A 15405-nucleotide genomic window follows, 5' to 3' on the forward strand; every position below is an offset into this window, starting at 1 on the left:
CGGGCGGCGCAAGATGCTCCGTGCGGGAGGGCTTTCGCCGGAGACTTTTCAAGTTCTTGCGACCCAACGCCGGAGGCGTTGTGCGAACGTCCCTCCCGACCAACGTGCAAGGGGGCCAGCGGAAATCCGCTGGCCCCCTTCGTCGTCGACAGGCAGACTCCCGGCGTGACCGTGGACATCGCAGCAATCGATCCGACCGACCAGCCGGCCCTCGACGCGGTCTACCGGATCGCGGCCACGGTCGAAGCGACGGAGTCGCCCGACCTGCCGCCGCTGTGCCGTCGCCGGTTCGAGGCGCCGCTGCGGCACCCGATGCCCGGCATCGACACCCGCTGGTCGGTGGCGCGACTGGACGGCGTGGTCGCCGGCTGGGTCCGGCTCAACCTCCACCTGCTGGACAACACCGACAACGCCAGCGTCGAGCTGGTGGTGGACCCGGCGCACCGGCGGGCGGGAGTGGGGCGGGCGTTGTTCACGCACGCCCGCGAGCAGCTGCGGGAGGCCGGCGGCAAGCGGATGGTCGGCTCCGCCGTGGCCGCGCTGCCCGGCGAGCCGGGTGGACAACTGCCCGGGGCGGCCTTCGCGGCGGCGCTCGGCGCGAAGGCGGCGCTGGTCGACGTCCGTCGTCGACTCGACGTCACCGCGCTCGACCGGGACCGGCTGGCGACGCTGCGGGCCGGGGCGCGCTCGGCCGTCGCCGGCTACCGCACGGTCCGCTGGCACGGGCACCCGCCGTCGGAGCACCTCGCCGACCTCGCCTACCTGGAGGGCCGGATGATGACCGACGCACCCCTGGGTGACCTGGAGTGGGAACCCGAGCGGATGGACGCCGAGCGCATCCAGGGCATGGAGCGGGCGCTGGACGCGCGGGGCGTCCGCCGCTACAGCGTCGCCGCCGTGCACGAGTCGTCCGGCCGGTTGGTCGCGTGGACCGTGCTCAGCCTGGCCGCGAACACCACCCGGCACGCCTGGCAGCAGATCACCATCGTCGACCCGGCCCACCGGGGGCGCCGGCTCGGGCTGCTCTGCAAGGCCGAGAACCTCGAACACACCCTGGCGTACGAGCCGGAGCTGAGCGTGGTCGACACCTACAACGCGGCGGCGAACACCCACATGATCGCGATCAACGAGCTGCTCGGGTTCCGGCCGGTTGCCGGGTCCACGGAGTGGCAGTCGACCATCTGATCTGTGACACGCCCCTACTGATCTGGTCATCATCTGTTGCATGATGGCGGGCATGACGGAGACCCCGCACCCGCTGTACGACAGGCACGCCGACACCCTGCACCGCGCGCTGACCGCGATCACCGAACGCGGGTACTGGTCCGCCTACCCCGAATCGCCCAGCCCCCGGGTGTACGGCGAGACCGCCGCCGCCGACGGGAAGGCCGCCTTCGAGGCGTACCTCGGTGGCGACTTTCCGCTCGACCAGCCCGGCACGGCCGACCGGGTCGCCACCGAGACGAGCCCGTTCGGGGTGGCCCTGGACGTGCGCTACCCGCACCCGGGCGCCGACGAGGTGGTCGCCGCCGCCTCCGCCGCCCTGCCGGCCTGGCGCGACGCCGGCCCGCAGACCCGGGCGGGGGTGTGCCTGGAGATCCTCGACCGGTTGCACAAGCACGTCTTCGAACTGGCCAACGCGGTGCAGTTCACCAGCGGCCAGGCGTTCGTGATGGCCTTCCAGGCCGGCGGCGCACACGCGCTGGACCGGGCCCTGGAAGCGATCGCCTACGCGTACGCCGAGATGACCCGGCACCCCGGGACGGCCAGCTGGGAGAAGGCCGCCGGCAAGGGCGACCCGCTGCGGATGACCAAGACGTTCCACGTGGTGCCGCGCGGGGTGGCCCTGGTGATCGGCTGCAACACCTTCCCGACCTGGAACTCGTACCCCGGGCTGTTCGCCTCACTGGTCACCGGCAACCCGGTCGTGGTCAAGCCGCACCCCCGCGCGGTGCTGCCCCTGGCGATCACCGTGAAGTACGCCCGGGAGGTGCTCGCCGAGGCCGGCTTCGACCCCGACCTGGTGCTGCTCGCCCCCGAGGCCCCCGGCGAGAAGCTCGCCTCGATCCTCGCCCTGCACCCGGCAGTGAAGATCGTCGACTTCACCGGCTCCACCGGGTACGGCGACTGGCTGGAGGCCAACGCCCGGCAGGCGACCGTCTACACCGAGAAGGCCGGCCTGAACACCGTCGTCATCGACTCCACCGACGACTTCGCCGGCATGTGCCGCAACCTCGGTTTCACGCTGACCCTCTACAGCGGGCAGATGTGCACCACCTCGCAGAACATCCTCATCCCCGCCGCCGGCATCACCACCGACCAGGGGCACAAGAGCTTCGACGAGGTGGCCGCCGGCATCGCCGCCACCGTCGGCAAGCTCACCGCCGACCCGGCCCGGGGCGTCGAGCTGACCGGGGCGATCGTCAACGACGGAGTGCTGGAACGCCTCGACGAGGTCACCAAGGTCGGCGAGGCGGTGCTGGAGTCGCGTACCGTCACCCACCCCGCGCTGCCCGACGCGGTGGTCCGGACGCCGACCATCGTCAAGCTCGCCGCCACCGACACCGAGGTCTACGGCCGGGAATGGTTCGGGCCGATCTCCTTCGTCATCGCCACCGACTCGACCGCGCACAGCATCGAGATCCTGCGGTCCACCGTCGGAGAGTCCGGCGCGCTGACCGCCGCCGTCTACTCCACCGACGAGGCGGTGCTGGACGCCGTCGAGGCCGCCGCGATCGACGTCGGGGTGCACCTGTCGGCCAACCTCACCGGTGGGGTCTTCGTGAACCAGTCCGCCGCTTTCTCGGACTTCCACGGCAGCGGCGCGAACCCGGCCGCCAACGCCGCCCTCACCGACGGCGCCTACGTCGCCAACCGCTTCCGCATCGTCCAGTCCCGCCGCCCCGCCTGACCCCACCGTCCCCGTCCCACGCCCCTGCCTTCCCGACCACCCCCACCCCCGTCCGCGCTCCGGCTGCGGGCGGGGGTGTTCGGTGTTCGGTGGTCGGTGTTCCGTGTTCCGTGTTCCGTGGTCCGTGGTCGGTGATCAAGAGGTTTACGTCATCCTGAGTGGCTGATTTGACGTAAACCTCTTGATCACCGGCGCGGCCCGGCGCGGCCCGGCGCGGCCTGGCCCGGTCCGGCCCGGTCCGGCGCGGCCTGGCCTGGCCTGGCGCGGCGCGGTCCGGCCTGGCGCGGTCCGGTCCGGCGCGGTCCGGCCCGGGGTTTTGGGGGTGGGGGTCAGGCGGGGCGGCGCATCTGGAGTTCGTTGAGGGCGGGGATCTTGGGGTGCGGGACGCGGACGCCGGTGTCGGTGAAGCCCAGACGGTGGTAGGCCCGGTAGGCGCGGTCGTTGCCGACCACCACCTCGAGCATGAGCTGTGGTCGGCCGCAGGCGCGCGACCAGGCGGCGACCTCGTCGATCAGCGCGCCGAGTAGGCCGGTGCCCCGCCACGAGGGGTTCACGTAGACCGCGTAGACGACCGTCAGGTCCGGCTCGTCGGGGGAGACGGTGCCGCCCGCGTGGCCGACCAGCCGGCCGCCGGGATCGGCCACGAACTGGGCGGTGTGGCACCCCTGGGACACGTACGCGATCCGGGCCGCGTAGTCGGCGTGCGGGCGGGCGGCGGCCTCGGCGACGGTCTCCAGGAAGGCCAGCGGCGCATCCGCGAGCATCTCCAACCGCAGCGCCCGCATCCGGGCGGCGTCCTGCGGGCGCACCCGGTGCACGGGTGCCGTCCGGGTCACCGGTGGGGCCGGGGCAGATGTCATGTGCGCATGCATACCGCAGCGATGAACGCCGATGGGTAACCGGGTCGATACCCGTCCGATTTAGACCGATTTGAGGTCGTGCGCGGTCGTCACTCCTCGTGTAGCGTGCGATTTCGGTCACCGATTCAGCGGCCTTCACCGACCGCCGAAACGGTGGTTCTCCGCTGTCGGCCCGCCGGCATCCCGGGGTTGTGGAACGCCGCGCAGAGTGAGGAAGTGCACCGTGGCACAGGGCACCGTCAAGTGGTTCAACTCCGAAAAAGGCTACGGCTTTATCGCCGTCGACGGCGGGCAGGACGTCTTCGTCCACTTCTCCGCCATCGAGATGGACGGCTACAAGGCGCTCGACGACGGTCAGCGGGTGGAGTTCGAGATCGCCCAGGGTCAGAAGGGGCCGCAGGCCGAACGGGTCCGCGTCATCGCCTGACCTGTCCTGCGGGCCCCACCCGCCGGGCCGCCCGTGGGACGGTTGGCGGCGGGGGTCGGTGCGGGGAAAGATCGTGAACCGTCCAGGCGTCCTCGCTGAGGAGGGTTCATGTCCGACCAGTCACCTCCGGGTCCACCCGGCCCCGCTGCCGGGTCGCCGGGCGGACCATGGGGGCCGCCGCCCGGAGGGCCGCCGTCGGGCCAACCCTCGTGGGGGCCGCCGCCCGGGGGGCCGCCGTCGGGCCAACCCTCGTGGGGGCCGCCGTCGTGGGATCCGTCCGCAGCGGGGCCGCCGGGCTGGAGCTATCCGGCTCCCGGTGGCCCGTACCCGGGCTATCCCCCGGGTGCCGACGGCGGTTTCCCGCCGCTCGGGAGCTATCCGCCGCTCGGGGGCCATCCGCCGGTCGCCGGGGGCGGCTCCTGGGGGCCGGCGGACCCGCTGGTCAATCCGCCGTACGCCGGGCTGGAAGGCTGGTTCGCCCGGTGCACCGGCGCGTTGCGTCGAAGTTGGCGGACCCTGCTGCCGTTGATGCTGCTCACCCAGGTCGTGCCGGCGGTGGCGGTGTCCCTGCTCTCCCTCGGCACGGGGCCCGACGCCGCCCCGCTGCCCGCCGACGGCTCGATTCCCGACGGCTACCTCAGTGACCTGGTGATCTACGGGGTCTCGGTGCTCCTGGTCGCGCTGGCCTTCGGGGTGGTGCAGGGCATCGGCTGGGCGGGTGGCACCTGGGTGGTGGCCCGGCAGGCCGCCGGCCAGCCGGCCGACCTGCCCGGCGCGCTGCGCTACGGCGCGCGCCGCTGCCTCGGCCTGTGGGGCTGGATGCTGGTGCTGGGCCTGCTCATCGGCGTCGGTTTCTGCCTGTGCCTGCTGCCGGGCATCTACCTGGCGTTCGCCCTCGCCCTCGCCGGCCCGGTCTACCTGTTCGAGGGGCAGAACCCGATCGGGCGCTCGTTCCGCATGTTCCACGACCGGTTGGGCATGGTGCTCGGCCGGGTGGCGCTGGTCGCACTGGCGGTGCTGCTCGGCAGCGTGCTCGGCGGGGTGGTGGAGTCGGTCGGCACCGTGCCGTTCGGCACCGACCCGTTCACCGCGCCCGGCACCGCCGTGGGTGCGGTGGCGGTGATCCTGGTGAGCGCGGTGCTGGTCGTGCCGGTCTACCTGGTGCAGCTGGTCGGCCTGGTCGTGACGTACGCCGAGCAGCGCGCGCAGGAGGGGCCGGTGAACGTCGTGCGACTGGTGGCGGAACTCGGCTGACCGGCCCCATCGTGCTTGCACTCGGCAGGGGAGAGTGCTAAACAGGTCATTGGCACTCGCATACGGTGAGTGCCAATGGTCGGGGCGGTAGGGCCACGGTCACATCGGCGTCTCGATGGCGTCGGGTGGCACATGGCCGGTCGTCGCGGGCTGTCCGGCCCGACCGAGGAGGACGTCGTCGTCGCCAGGTGGCGACGTCCCCAAGGTGCGTACACCAGGCGGCCCGTCCGGGGACACAACCCCCGGGTGGCCCGTGAGTGTCCAGGAGGACAACGCCGTATGGCCAAGATGATCGCGTTCGACGAAGAGGCTCGCCGCGGCCTCGAGCGGGGCATGAACCAGCTCGCCGACGCCGTAAAGGTGACCCTCGGCCCCAAGGGCCGCAACGTGGTGCTCGAGAAGAAGTGGGGTGCCCCCACCATCACCAACGATGGTGTGAGCATCGCCAAGGAGATCGAGCTCGAGGACCCGTACGAGAAGATCGGCGCCGAGCTGGTCAAGGAGGTCGCCAAGAAGACCGACGACGTCGCCGGTGACGGCACGACGACGGCGACCGTCCTGGCCCAGGCCCTGGTGCGCGAGGGTCTGCGCAACGTGGCCGCCGGTGCCAACCCGATGGCCCTGAAGCGGGGCATCGAGGCTGCCGTGGCCAGCGTCTCGGAGGAGCTGTCCAAGCTCGCCAAGGACGTCGAGACCAAGGAGCAGATCGCCTCCACCGCCTCCATCTCCGCCGGTGACAGCACCGTCGGGGAGATCATCGCCGAGGCGATGGACAAGGTCGGCAAGGAAGGCGTCATCACCGTCGAGGAGAGCAACACCTTCGGGCTGGAGCTGGAGCTCACCGAGGGCATGCGCTTCGACAAGGGCTACATCTCCGCGTACTTCATGACCGACCCGGAGCGTATGGAGGCCGTCTTCGACGACCCCTACCTGCTCATCGTCAACAGCAAGATCTCCTCGGTGAAGGACCTGCTCCCGATCCTGGAGAAGGTCATGCAGTCGGGCAAGCCGCTGCTGATCATCTCCGAGGACATCGAGGGCGAGGCCCTGGCGACCCTGGTCGTCAACAAGGTCCGGGGCACCTTCAAGTCGGTCGCCGTCAAGGCGCCGGGCTTCGGTGACCGCCGCAAGGCCATGCTCGCCGACATCGCCATCCTCACCGGTGGCCAGGTCATCAGCGAGGAGGTCGGCCTCAAGCTGGACGCCGTCGGCCTCGACATGCTGGGCCGCGCCCGCAAGGTCGTGGTGACCAAGGACGAGACCACCATCGTCGACGGTGCCGGCGACGCCGACCAGATCCAGGGGCGGGTCAACCAGATCCGGGCCGAGATCGACAAGAGCGACTCCGACTACGACCGCGAGAAGCTGCAGGAGCGGCTGGCCAAGCTGGCCGGCGGCGTTGCGGTGATCAAGGTCGGCGCGGCCACCGAGGTCGAGCTGAAGGAGCGCAAGCACCGCATCGAGGACGCCGTCCGCAACGCGAAGGCCGCCGTCGAGGAGGGCATCGTCCCGGGTGGTGGCGTCGCGCTGGTGCAGGCCGGCAAGACCGCCTTCGACAAGCTGGACCTGGCCGGCGACGAGGCGACCGGTGCGCAGATCGTCAAGATCGCGCTGGACGCCCCGCTGCGGCAGATCGCCGTCAACGCCGGCCTGGAGGGTGGCGTGGTCGTCGAGCGCGTCCGCAACCTGGACGCCGGTCACGGCCTCAACGCCGCCAGCGGTGAGTACGTCGACCTGCTGGCCGCGGGCATCATCGACCCGGCCAAGGTGACCCGGTCGGCGCTGCAGAACGCCGCGTCGATCGCGGCGCTCTTCCTCACCACCGAAGCCGTCGTGGCGGACAAGCCGGAGAAGACCCCGGCCGCCCCGGCTGGCCCGGGTGGCGGGGACATGGACTTCTGAGTACAGCTCCAACGCCGAACGGGGCGGGCCGCGCGAGCGGTCCGCCCCGTTCCGTGTCCGGGGACCGTACCCAGCCGGGCCGGCTCACCCCGGCGACCGGGGGCCGGTCAGCGGCGGGCCGCCCGCACCGCCGCGTACGCGTCGACCAGACCGGCCCCGGTCGACGCCGCCACCGGGCCGCAGCTGAGGTCGGCGGGCCCGGCGGGTTGCGCGGTGTCCCGCAGGATGTTCCGGGTCCGGTCCAGGTCACCCACCAGCGCCGGGTTCGCCGACCACATCAGTGCCACCACTCCCGCCACCTGCGGGGTGGCCATCGAAGTGCCGTCCAGGGCGGCGTAACCGCCGCCGGGCATCGCGGAGAGGACCTCCGCGCCGGGGGCGACCAGGTCCGGCTTGGCCGCCCCACCGGCGGCGGGCCCCCGGCTGGAAAACTCGGTGACGCGCCGGTCGCGGCCCACGGCACCCACCGTCAGCACATCGGGGTACGGCGCCGGCGGGTCGACGATCGACCCGCAGTCCGGTCCGGTGTTCCCGGCGGCGGCCACCACCAGAATGCCCGCGGCCGTCAACGCGGCGGTCGCCGGGCGCAGCGCACGCGCGTCACAGCCCTCGACCGGTGGGCACCCCCACGAGTTGGTGAGCACGTCCGGGGCCCGCTCCGGCCGACCGTCGGTGAACGGGTCACCGCCAGCCGGGAACGGGGCCAACATGAACTGGAGGCAGTCCAGGTAGTGCGCCGGGCTGCCCAGGTTGCGGTCGAGGTTGACGCAGCCCACCCACTGCGCGCCGGGGGCGACCCCGATGCCGTCGCGTCCCACCGCGCTGGCCGTGGTGTGGGTGCCGTGACCGCCGGAGTCGGTGGGGGCGCGGGTGTGGTCCCACGGGTCGTACCAGGAGTCGTCGCCGCCCCGGAAGTTGGCGGCCAGCGTCGGATGGGTGCCGTCGACCCCGGAGTCCGAACTGCCGACCACCACCCCGGCCCCGGTGACGTCCAACTCCGACCAGACCCGGTCGGCGCCCAGCATCCGGATGTTCCACTCCGGCCCCGTCGGTCCGGCCCGGTCACCCCGGCTGGCCGGTGCCGGCGCGGGCAATGGTCGGAGCCGCTGGCTGACCAGCACCCGGGCCACCTCCGGCCGCCCGGACAGCCAGGCCCGCACCGCCGGCCCGCCGTCGGTCTCGATCGCGTTGACCAGGTAGTACGGCGTCGGGTCGAGGTGTAGCCGGGTCAGGTCCCGGCGCAACGCGCCCTGGGTGCGTTCGGCGGTGGACACCAGTCGGCGGTAGACCTCGGCGGTCCGCGCCTCCCGGCCGGCGCGACCTGGCGTACCGGCGGGGATGCCGGTGAGGTCGGCCGGCTCGCGGAGCACCACCAGCAGCCGTTCGCCGTGCAGGCCGGGCTGGCCGGCGACCACGTCGACCACACCGACGGTGAGCAGCAGGACGGCTGCGCTCGACGCGGCGACCAGCCGGCGCGGTGCGCGCCCGCGTGGCCGGGCGAGCAGCACCCCGTACCCGATGGCCAGCACGACCGCGACGGCGAACCCGACGCCGGATGCGACCGCGACCCAGTAGGGGACGTCGCGGGTGGTGGCCAGCAGGACCGAGATCTCCTCCGGGTCGGCGAGCGCCAACGGGCCGAACGCCGCCAGACCGACCAGCCACCGGACCGGCGCGGCACCGGCCGGTGCGCCGGCCCGGCGGGCCGCCACCTGGCACGCGCCCAGCACGAAACCGAGCGGCGGGACGAACAGCAACCCGGGCAGCTGGGCGCCGGAGTGGCCGGTGCCCGCGACGACCAGCAGCAGGACCACCCCGGCGACCAGGCCGCCGACCAGCACGGTCCGGGCGGCCCGGGGTGGCCCGTCGCCGGTGAAGGGGGACCAGAACCGGTCGCCCAGCAGCGCTGCGGCCAGCAGGCCGACCGCCGTCGCGGCGAGCGCGGCGAGCGCGGTCTCCAGCAGACCGCCCAGCGCGCCGAACCGCACCCACGGCAGCAGCAGGGCCAGTCCGGCCGCGATGGCCAACAGGGTGACCGCCCTGGGTCGGCCGGCACTGGCCGTGGCCGTGGGGGTGGCCGTGGCTGTGGGGGTGCCCGTGGGCTGGGGTGGGGTGGTGGCGGCCGAGCCGGGCAGTCGGGTGGTCAGCAGTGCGAGCAGGGTCGCGGTGGCGGCCAGCGCGGCCAGGTACAGCTCGTGGTGTACCTGGGGCAGCGCCCGCAGGGAGCCGAGGGCGAGCAGGGCGAGCGCCGCGCCGAGCCAACCCCACCCGGTGGCCCGTACCCGGGGTGAACGGGGGAGCAGGGCCAACAGCAGGGCGGGTAGGCCGACCAGCAGGGCGGTGGCCAGGCTGAGGGCCGGCCAGAGCCACGCCTGCCGGTCCCATCCCGCGGCCACCTGCAACTGCTCGACCGACCAGCCGACCGCCTGGAGCAGGACGGCGAGCACGACCGTCCAGCCGCCGGCCAGTGCGGCCGCCACCACCGGCCACGGGCTCGACGGACGGCCGGCGGCCGATGGTGGGCCGTAGCCCAGCGGAGGTGGTGTGTCGGCCAACATCCGGAAACAGTACGACGCACGTCGCCGTCCGACGGCTCTGCCGGTCCGACGGCGGTCCCCGCCCGTCACTGGTGGCCCCGGGGAAACGCGGACCTGCGCGGTCCCCGCCTCGCATGGGCTCGGCTCCGCGCTGTCCGCCGCTGCGTCCACCCCCCCGCGTTCCGTCGCTGCTCCCCGGTCGCCGGTACCGTCCCGTGGTCACGGAAAGTGACGGAAGGCGGGGGGTGTGGACCACCACCTTCGGATCCTTTGCTCTGCTGCCCTGGACGCACCGGTCACGGAACGTGCGCGTCGCGTGGAGAGCAGCAGAGCAAAGGATCGGAGGGAGGGATGCGGGGGTGGGCGGGGGATGCGGCGATCGGGCTGGTCACGGCGATGTGGAGGCGGTGTGAGGGGCGGAGGGGTCGGCGAGAAGCTGGTGACGGAGAGTCATCGAGCCGATCCGGAGGAGGCTTGCTCAGCGTTACCGGATCGGCGGTGCGGATCTCGGCGGGCTCCAGGCCTGCTGCGGGTGGGACCCGGCGGGTTACGGTGGACGGGTGCGTGACCCCAATGTGACCCGATCCGCCGCTGGTCAACTCTCGCCCGAGCGCCGTGCCGCCGACCTGCGCCGGCTGCGGTCCGAGCGGTTCGACGTGCTGGTCATCGGCGGCGGGGCGACCGGTGCCGGTGCCGCGTTGGACGCCGCCTCCCGGGGGCTCAAGGTCGCCCTGGTCGAGGCCCGCGACTTCGCCGCCGGCACCTCCAGCCGGTCCAGCAAGCTGATCCACGGCGGCCTGCGCTACCTGGAACAGTTGGAGTTCCACCTGGTCCACGAGGCGCTGACCGAGCGGGGGCTGCTCGCCACCCGACTCGCCCCGCACCTGGTCCGACCGGTCCCGTTCCTCATCCCGCTCCCCGCCGGCCGGGGGCTGCGCGACCTGCCGGCCCGGCTGTTCCGCCGCTCCTACTACGGGGCCGGGGTGGCCGCCTACGACGCCTTCGCCGGCCTCTTCGGCACCGGCCGGGGGATGCCGCTGCACCGGCACCTGACCCGGGAGGGTGCCCGCCGGGTCTTCCCCAGCCTGCGGGCCGACGCGCTGGCCGGGGCCATCCGCTACTACGACGGCCAGGTCGACGACGCCCGGCTGGTGGTGACCCTGGCCCGCACCGCCGCCAGCCTCGGCGCGACCGTGGTGACCAGCGCCCGCGCCGTCGGGCTGGTGCGGCAGGCCCGGGAGGTCACCGGGGTCCGGGTCCGCGACCTGGAGGCACCCCCCGGCTCCCCCGACGCCGAGTTCGAGGTACGCGCCCGCACCGTCATCGCCGCCACCGGCGTGTGGAGCGACGACATGTCCCGGATGCTCAACGACGTCGGGCTGCGCCCCGGCATCCGGGTCCGGGCGTCCAAGGGGGTACACCTGGTGGTGCCCCGCTCGGCGATCACCGGCGAGACCGGGCTGATCGTGCGGACCGCGACCAGTGTGCTCTTCGTCATCCCCTGGGGCGGGCACTGGATCATCGGCACCACCGACACCGACTGGCGGCTGGACCGCTCCCACCCGGCCGCCTCCGCCCGCGACATCCAGTACCTGCTCGACCAGGTCAACCTGGTGCTGGACCGGCCGCTGTCGAGTGCGGACATCGAGGGCGTCTACGCCGGGCTGCGCCCACTGCTGGCCGGCGAGGCCGACTCCACCTCCAAGCTCTCCCGGGAACACGCGGTCTTCGAGCCGATGCTCGGGCTGCTGCTGGTCGCCGGCGGCAAGTACACGACGTACCGGGTGATGGCCACCGACGTGGTCGACCGGGCCGCCCACCGGCTCGGCGGCGTACGACCCTCGCGCACCGCCGACCTGCCACTGCTCGGCGCCGACGGGTACGCCTCGATGTGGCGGGACCGGGCCGACCTGGCCCGCCGGCACGGGGTCCCCGTCGGTGTGGTCGAGCACCTGCTGGAGCGGTACGGCACGCTCACCCTGGAACTGCTGGCGCTGATCGCCGCCGACCCGCTGCTCGCCTCACCACTGGCCGGTGCCCCCGAGTACCTGGCCGCCGAGGTGACCTACGCCACCCGCTCCGAGGGGGCGTTGCACCTGGAGGACGTGCTGACCCGGCGTACCCGGATCTCCTTCGAGACGACCCACCGCGGGCTCGACTCGGCCGGGCACACGGCGGAGTTGATGGGGGCGGTGCTCGGCTGGGACGCGGCCACCCGGGACCGGGAGATCGCGCACTACCGGGCCCGGGTCGAGGCGGAGCGGGAGTCCCAGCTCATGCCGGACGACGCGACCGCCGACGCGGCCCGGTTGGGTGCGCCCGACGTCCGGGGTTTCGCCGCCGACCGGGGCGTCGACGGCGTCGAGGACGGCCACGTCGGACTCCCGACGTCCACCCGCTGACCGGTCCCGGGCGGCGGCACCCGTCGATGCCGGGACGGCGGTGGGTGGTCCCACCGGCTGGCGGCGGGCCGGTCGGCCGGTTCCGGACGGCACCCGGGTGGGATAGGTTCCGGCGCGTGGTTCCCCCTCAGTGGTCACGTGCGTTCCTCGTCCCCGCCGCCCTGACGGTCACCCTGGCCGGCTGCACGATGGTCGACCGGGACGGCGGTTCCACAGCGGAGGGCCGGGGCGGGACGACATCCCCGGGGGTGACCGCCAACCGGGTCAGCCTGGTGCAGAAACTCGGCGACGACGGTCCACTGCGGTCCTTGACCGTCGAGCCGGACGGCCGGTGGGAATGTGACGACTGTGCGGGCGACGGGGTCACCTCGACCGGCTCCCTCGACGCCGAGCAGGTGCAGCGGTTGCACAAGCTGCTCGCCGACCCGCGGCTGGCCCAGGAGACCGACCAGGCGCGCAGATACCGGGCGAGTTGCATCGACGCGCTGACCTCCAGCCTGCTCACCACGACCGGCCTGGTCACCTCGCAGGACTGCCCGGGCGAGGAACGACCGGCGGTGGCCGGGGAGATCCTGCTCCTACTCACCCAGGCCACCCCCGCCGAACCCACCCGCTGAACGATCCGGGCCCGCCGCGCCCGGTCCGGCGGGTCGGCTCAGAGCACCTTGCCCGGGTTGAACAGCCCGGCCGGGTCGAGCGCCGCCTTGATCGCCTGGTGCACCCGGACGCCGACCGGGCCGATCTCCCGGGCCAGCCAGTCCCGCTTGAGCAGCCCGACGCCGTGCTCACCGGTGCAGGTGCCGCCCAACTCCAGGCCGAGCCGGATGATCTCGTCGAAGGCCCGCCGGCCCCGTTCCAGGCTCGCCGGGTCGGCCCGGTCCACCACGATGTTCGGGTGCAGGTTGCCGTCCCCGGCGTGGCCGACCACCCCGATCGGCACCCCGCACTCGGCGGCGATCCGGGCCACCCCGTCCAGCAGGGTGGCGAGCGCCCCCCGGGGCACCGCCACGTCGTCGATGATCAGGCCGCCGTTGCCGTCCGGGTAGGTGTCGGCGGCGAACTTCTCCATCGCCGGGTGGGCCAGCCGCCGGGCCTGCAGCAGCGCCGCCGCCTCCACCGCGTCGGTGGCCGCATACACCTCCGCGGCGCCGGCCGCCGTGCAGACCTCGGCGATCCGGGCCAGGTCGTCCGCCGCCCGGGGGCCGGTGTCGGCGGCCGCGAGCAGCAGCGCCTCGGCGTCGGTCCGCAACCCCATCGGCCGGTACGCCTCGATCGCCCGCAGGTGCGTCCGGTCGAGCAGCTCCAGCAGGCTCGGGGTGAGCCCCCGCGCGGCGATCCCGGCCACCGCCGTACCCGCCCCGGCGGTCGAGCCGAAGACCGCCACCATGGTCAGTGACTCCTCGGGCACCGGCCGCAGCGACACGGTGACCTCGGTGATCACCCCGAGGGTGCCCTCCGCGCCGACGAAGAGCCGGGTCAGGTCGTACCCGGCAACCCCCTTGGCGGTACGCCGGCCGGTGCGCAGCACCTCACCGGAGGCGAGCACCACCTCCAGGCCGAGGACGTACTCGGTGGTCACCCCGTACTTGACGCAGCACATCCCGCCGGCGTTGGTGGAGACGTTGCCGCCGATCGTGGAGGACTCCCAGGAACCCGGGTCGGGCGGGTAGTACAGGCCCTGTTCCCGGACGGCGCGGGCCAGTGTGGCGTTCACCACGCCCGGCTGCACCACGGCGATGCGGGCCACCGGGTCGATCTCCCGGATCGCGGTCATCGCGACGGTGCTCACCACCACCGCGCCGTCCACCGCGTTCGCCGCGCCGGCCAGCCCGGTCCGCGCCCCCTGCGGCACCACGGGTACGCCGTGCCGGGCCGCCGCCCGGACCACCGCCACCACCTGTGCGGTGTCCCGGGGGCGGACGACCACCAGCGGCGTGCCGGCGGCGCAGAGGTCCGCCTCGTCGCGCCGGTGCAGCCGCAGCAGGTCCGGGTCGGTGAGGACGGCCTCGTCGCCGAGGGCCGCCCGCAGGTCGTCGAGGAGGGGGGAGCCAGCCATGCGGCCGAGGCTAACCGGCGGCTAGATTGGCCGCCATGCTCTACCTGGACCGGCCCGCCTGGCCGTGGCGCGGTCGGCTCTGGTCGCACCTGATCAGCGACGTCTCCCCGGCCGAGCTGCACGTGTTCGCCGAGACGCTGGGGGTGCCCCGGCGCGGGTTCGACCGGGACCACTACGACATCCCCGCCGACCGGTTCGCCGTGGCGGTGTGGCTCGGCGCCCGGGTGGTGCCCAGCCGGGAGATCGTCCGCCTGCTGTACGCCGCCGGCCTGCGCCGCCCCAAACACCTCAACCGCCCCGGCCTGCCCGGGGACCTCGCCCGCTGACGCCGGCCGGCCCGCACCTGGGGTGCCGGTGACGCCGGACGGTTAGTCAGCGCAGGGACGCCAGCTCGCGGTGGAGGTTGGCACGGGCCGGTTCCTCCCACCGGGCGGCCAGCGGGGGCAGCCGGAACAGGGCGGGCAGGGCGAGCAACCCGTCGAGGACCCGCGCCCGGCCGGTACGGAAGTCCGCCTCGGGCACATGCGCGTACTCGGCGCGGATCGCGGCGGCGTACCCGTCGTACACCTCGGGGGGTGTGGCCAGGATCGCCAGGTCGGCGTCGCAGAGCAGCGCGCCGTCGCGGTCGCCCGGGGTGACCCGGTGCCCGGCGGTGAGCAGCACCAGCCGGCGGACCTCGGCCACCGTGCCGGCCGGCACCCCCAGCCCGGTGAGCAGGGTGCCGGCCAGCGCGGCACTGGCCTGCTCGTTGGTGTCCCCGGCGGCGCGTGGGTCGTAGACGGCGTCGTGCGTCCAGGCGGCGAGCGCGACCCGCTCCGGCCGGGCGGCGAGGTCGGCGTGCCGGTCGACCACGTCCAGCACCGCCCGCAGGTGGCGCTCCGTGTGGTAGCGCCGGTGCGGTTCCCGCCAGCGGGCCAGCAGGTCGACCCCGGCGGCGGTCAGCGCCGGCCCGTCGGCGGCCCCGCAGGCGAGCGCCGCCGCCACCCACCTGTCGATCAGTCCGGTCACCCGGACGATTGTGCCGCAGGGATGAACCGGTGTGACGTGGGTAGTCCC

The 15405-nt window shown here is 73.7% G+C and carries 12 protein-coding genes; 8 read left to right on the forward strand and 4 right to left on the reverse strand.

What is annotated here, in order from left to right:
- Positions 1–165 precede the first annotated feature (165 nt).
- Positions 166–1185: a GNAT family N-acetyltransferase gene (locus AB0B63_RS16615; RefSeq protein ID WP_357019265.1), complete on the forward strand. Its 1020-nt coding sequence runs from the start codon at positions 166–168 to the stop codon at positions 1183–1185.
- 52 nt (positions 1186–1237) lie between these two features.
- Positions 1238–2911: a phenylacetic acid degradation protein PaaN gene (paaN, locus tag AB0B63_RS16620; protein ID WP_357019268.1), complete on the forward strand. Its 1674-nt coding sequence runs from the start codon at positions 1238–1240 to the stop codon at positions 2909–2911.
- Between the two features lie 329 nt (positions 2912–3240).
- Here the strand turns inward: paaN and AB0B63_RS16625 are convergent, their stop codons facing one another.
- The gene (locus AB0B63_RS16625; RefSeq protein ID WP_208567848.1) at positions 3241–3771 is read right to left on the reverse strand and encodes a GNAT family N-acetyltransferase; all 531 of its coding nucleotides are present in this window, start codon (positions 3769–3771) and stop codon (positions 3241–3243) included.
- 223 nt (positions 3772–3994) lie between these two features.
- On the opposite strand from AB0B63_RS16625, the gene AB0B63_RS16630 reads away from it, so the two are divergent.
- The 3 genes from AB0B63_RS16630 (at position 3995) to groL (ending at position 7354) form a co-directional block, all read left to right on the forward strand.
- On the forward strand, positions 3995–4198 hold the full coding sequence (locus AB0B63_RS16630; RefSeq protein ID WP_067305333.1) for a cold-shock protein: 204 nt from the start codon (positions 3995–3997) through the stop codon (positions 4196–4198).
- A 495-nt stretch (positions 4199–4693) separates the two neighbouring features.
- Positions 4694–5452: a hypothetical protein gene (locus tag AB0B63_RS16635; RefSeq protein WP_357019273.1), complete on the forward strand. Its 759-nt coding sequence runs from the start codon at positions 4694–4696 to the stop codon at positions 5450–5452.
- Positions 5453–5731: 279 nt separating this feature from the next.
- Positions 5732–7354 carry a chaperonin GroEL gene (gene groL / locus AB0B63_RS16640; protein ID WP_208567850.1) on the forward strand — a complete coding sequence of 541 codons (1623 nt, stop codon included), beginning with the start codon at positions 5732–5734 and terminating at the stop codon, positions 7352–7354.
- A 107-nt stretch (positions 7355–7461) separates the two neighbouring features.
- On the opposite strand, the gene AB0B63_RS16645 is transcribed toward groL, so the two are convergent.
- On the reverse strand, positions 7462–9912 hold the full coding sequence (locus AB0B63_RS16645) for a S8 family serine peptidase (RefSeq protein WP_357019277.1): 2451 nt from the start codon (positions 9910–9912) through the stop codon (positions 7462–7464).
- 554 nt (positions 9913–10466) lie between these two features.
- Between AB0B63_RS16645 and AB0B63_RS16650 the strand changes: the two genes are divergently transcribed.
- Both AB0B63_RS16650 and AB0B63_RS16655 read left to right on the forward strand, forming a co-directional pair.
- Positions 10467–12293, forward strand: a complete 1827-nt coding sequence (locus AB0B63_RS16650) for a glycerol-3-phosphate dehydrogenase/oxidase (protein WP_357019596.1) — start codon at positions 10467–10469, stop codon at positions 12291–12293.
- Positions 12294–12409: 116 nt separating this feature from the next.
- Entirely contained in the window at positions 12410–12910 is a 501-nt protein-coding gene (locus tag AB0B63_RS16655; RefSeq protein WP_357019280.1) for a hypothetical protein, read from the forward strand.
- A gap of 38 nt (positions 12911–12948) precedes the next feature.
- On the opposite strand, the gene AB0B63_RS16660 is transcribed toward AB0B63_RS16655, so the two are convergent.
- Positions 12949–14349 (reverse strand): FAD-linked oxidase C-terminal domain-containing protein, encoded by a 1401-nt coding sequence (locus AB0B63_RS16660; RefSeq protein WP_357019283.1) that lies wholly within the window; start codon positions 14347–14349, stop codon positions 12949–12951.
- Between the two features lie 35 nt (positions 14350–14384).
- On the opposite strand from AB0B63_RS16660, the gene AB0B63_RS16665 reads away from it, so the two are divergent.
- Positions 14385–14675 (forward strand): DUF4031 domain-containing protein, encoded by a 291-nt coding sequence (locus tag AB0B63_RS16665; protein ID WP_357019286.1) that lies wholly within the window; start codon positions 14385–14387, stop codon positions 14673–14675.
- A 46-nt stretch (positions 14676–14721) separates the two neighbouring features.
- On the opposite strand, the gene AB0B63_RS16670 is transcribed toward AB0B63_RS16665, so the two are convergent.
- Positions 14722–15357 (reverse strand): metal-dependent phosphohydrolase, encoded by a 636-nt coding sequence (locus tag AB0B63_RS16670; protein ID WP_357019289.1) that lies wholly within the window; start codon positions 15355–15357, stop codon positions 14722–14724.
- Positions 15358–15405 lie beyond the last annotated feature (48 nt).

This window comes from Micromonospora sp. NPDC049081 (genome assembly GCF_040648835.1).
In the GTDB taxonomy this organism is placed as follows: Bacteria; Actinomycetota; Actinomycetes; order Mycobacteriales; family Micromonosporaceae; genus Micromonospora; species Micromonospora antibiotica.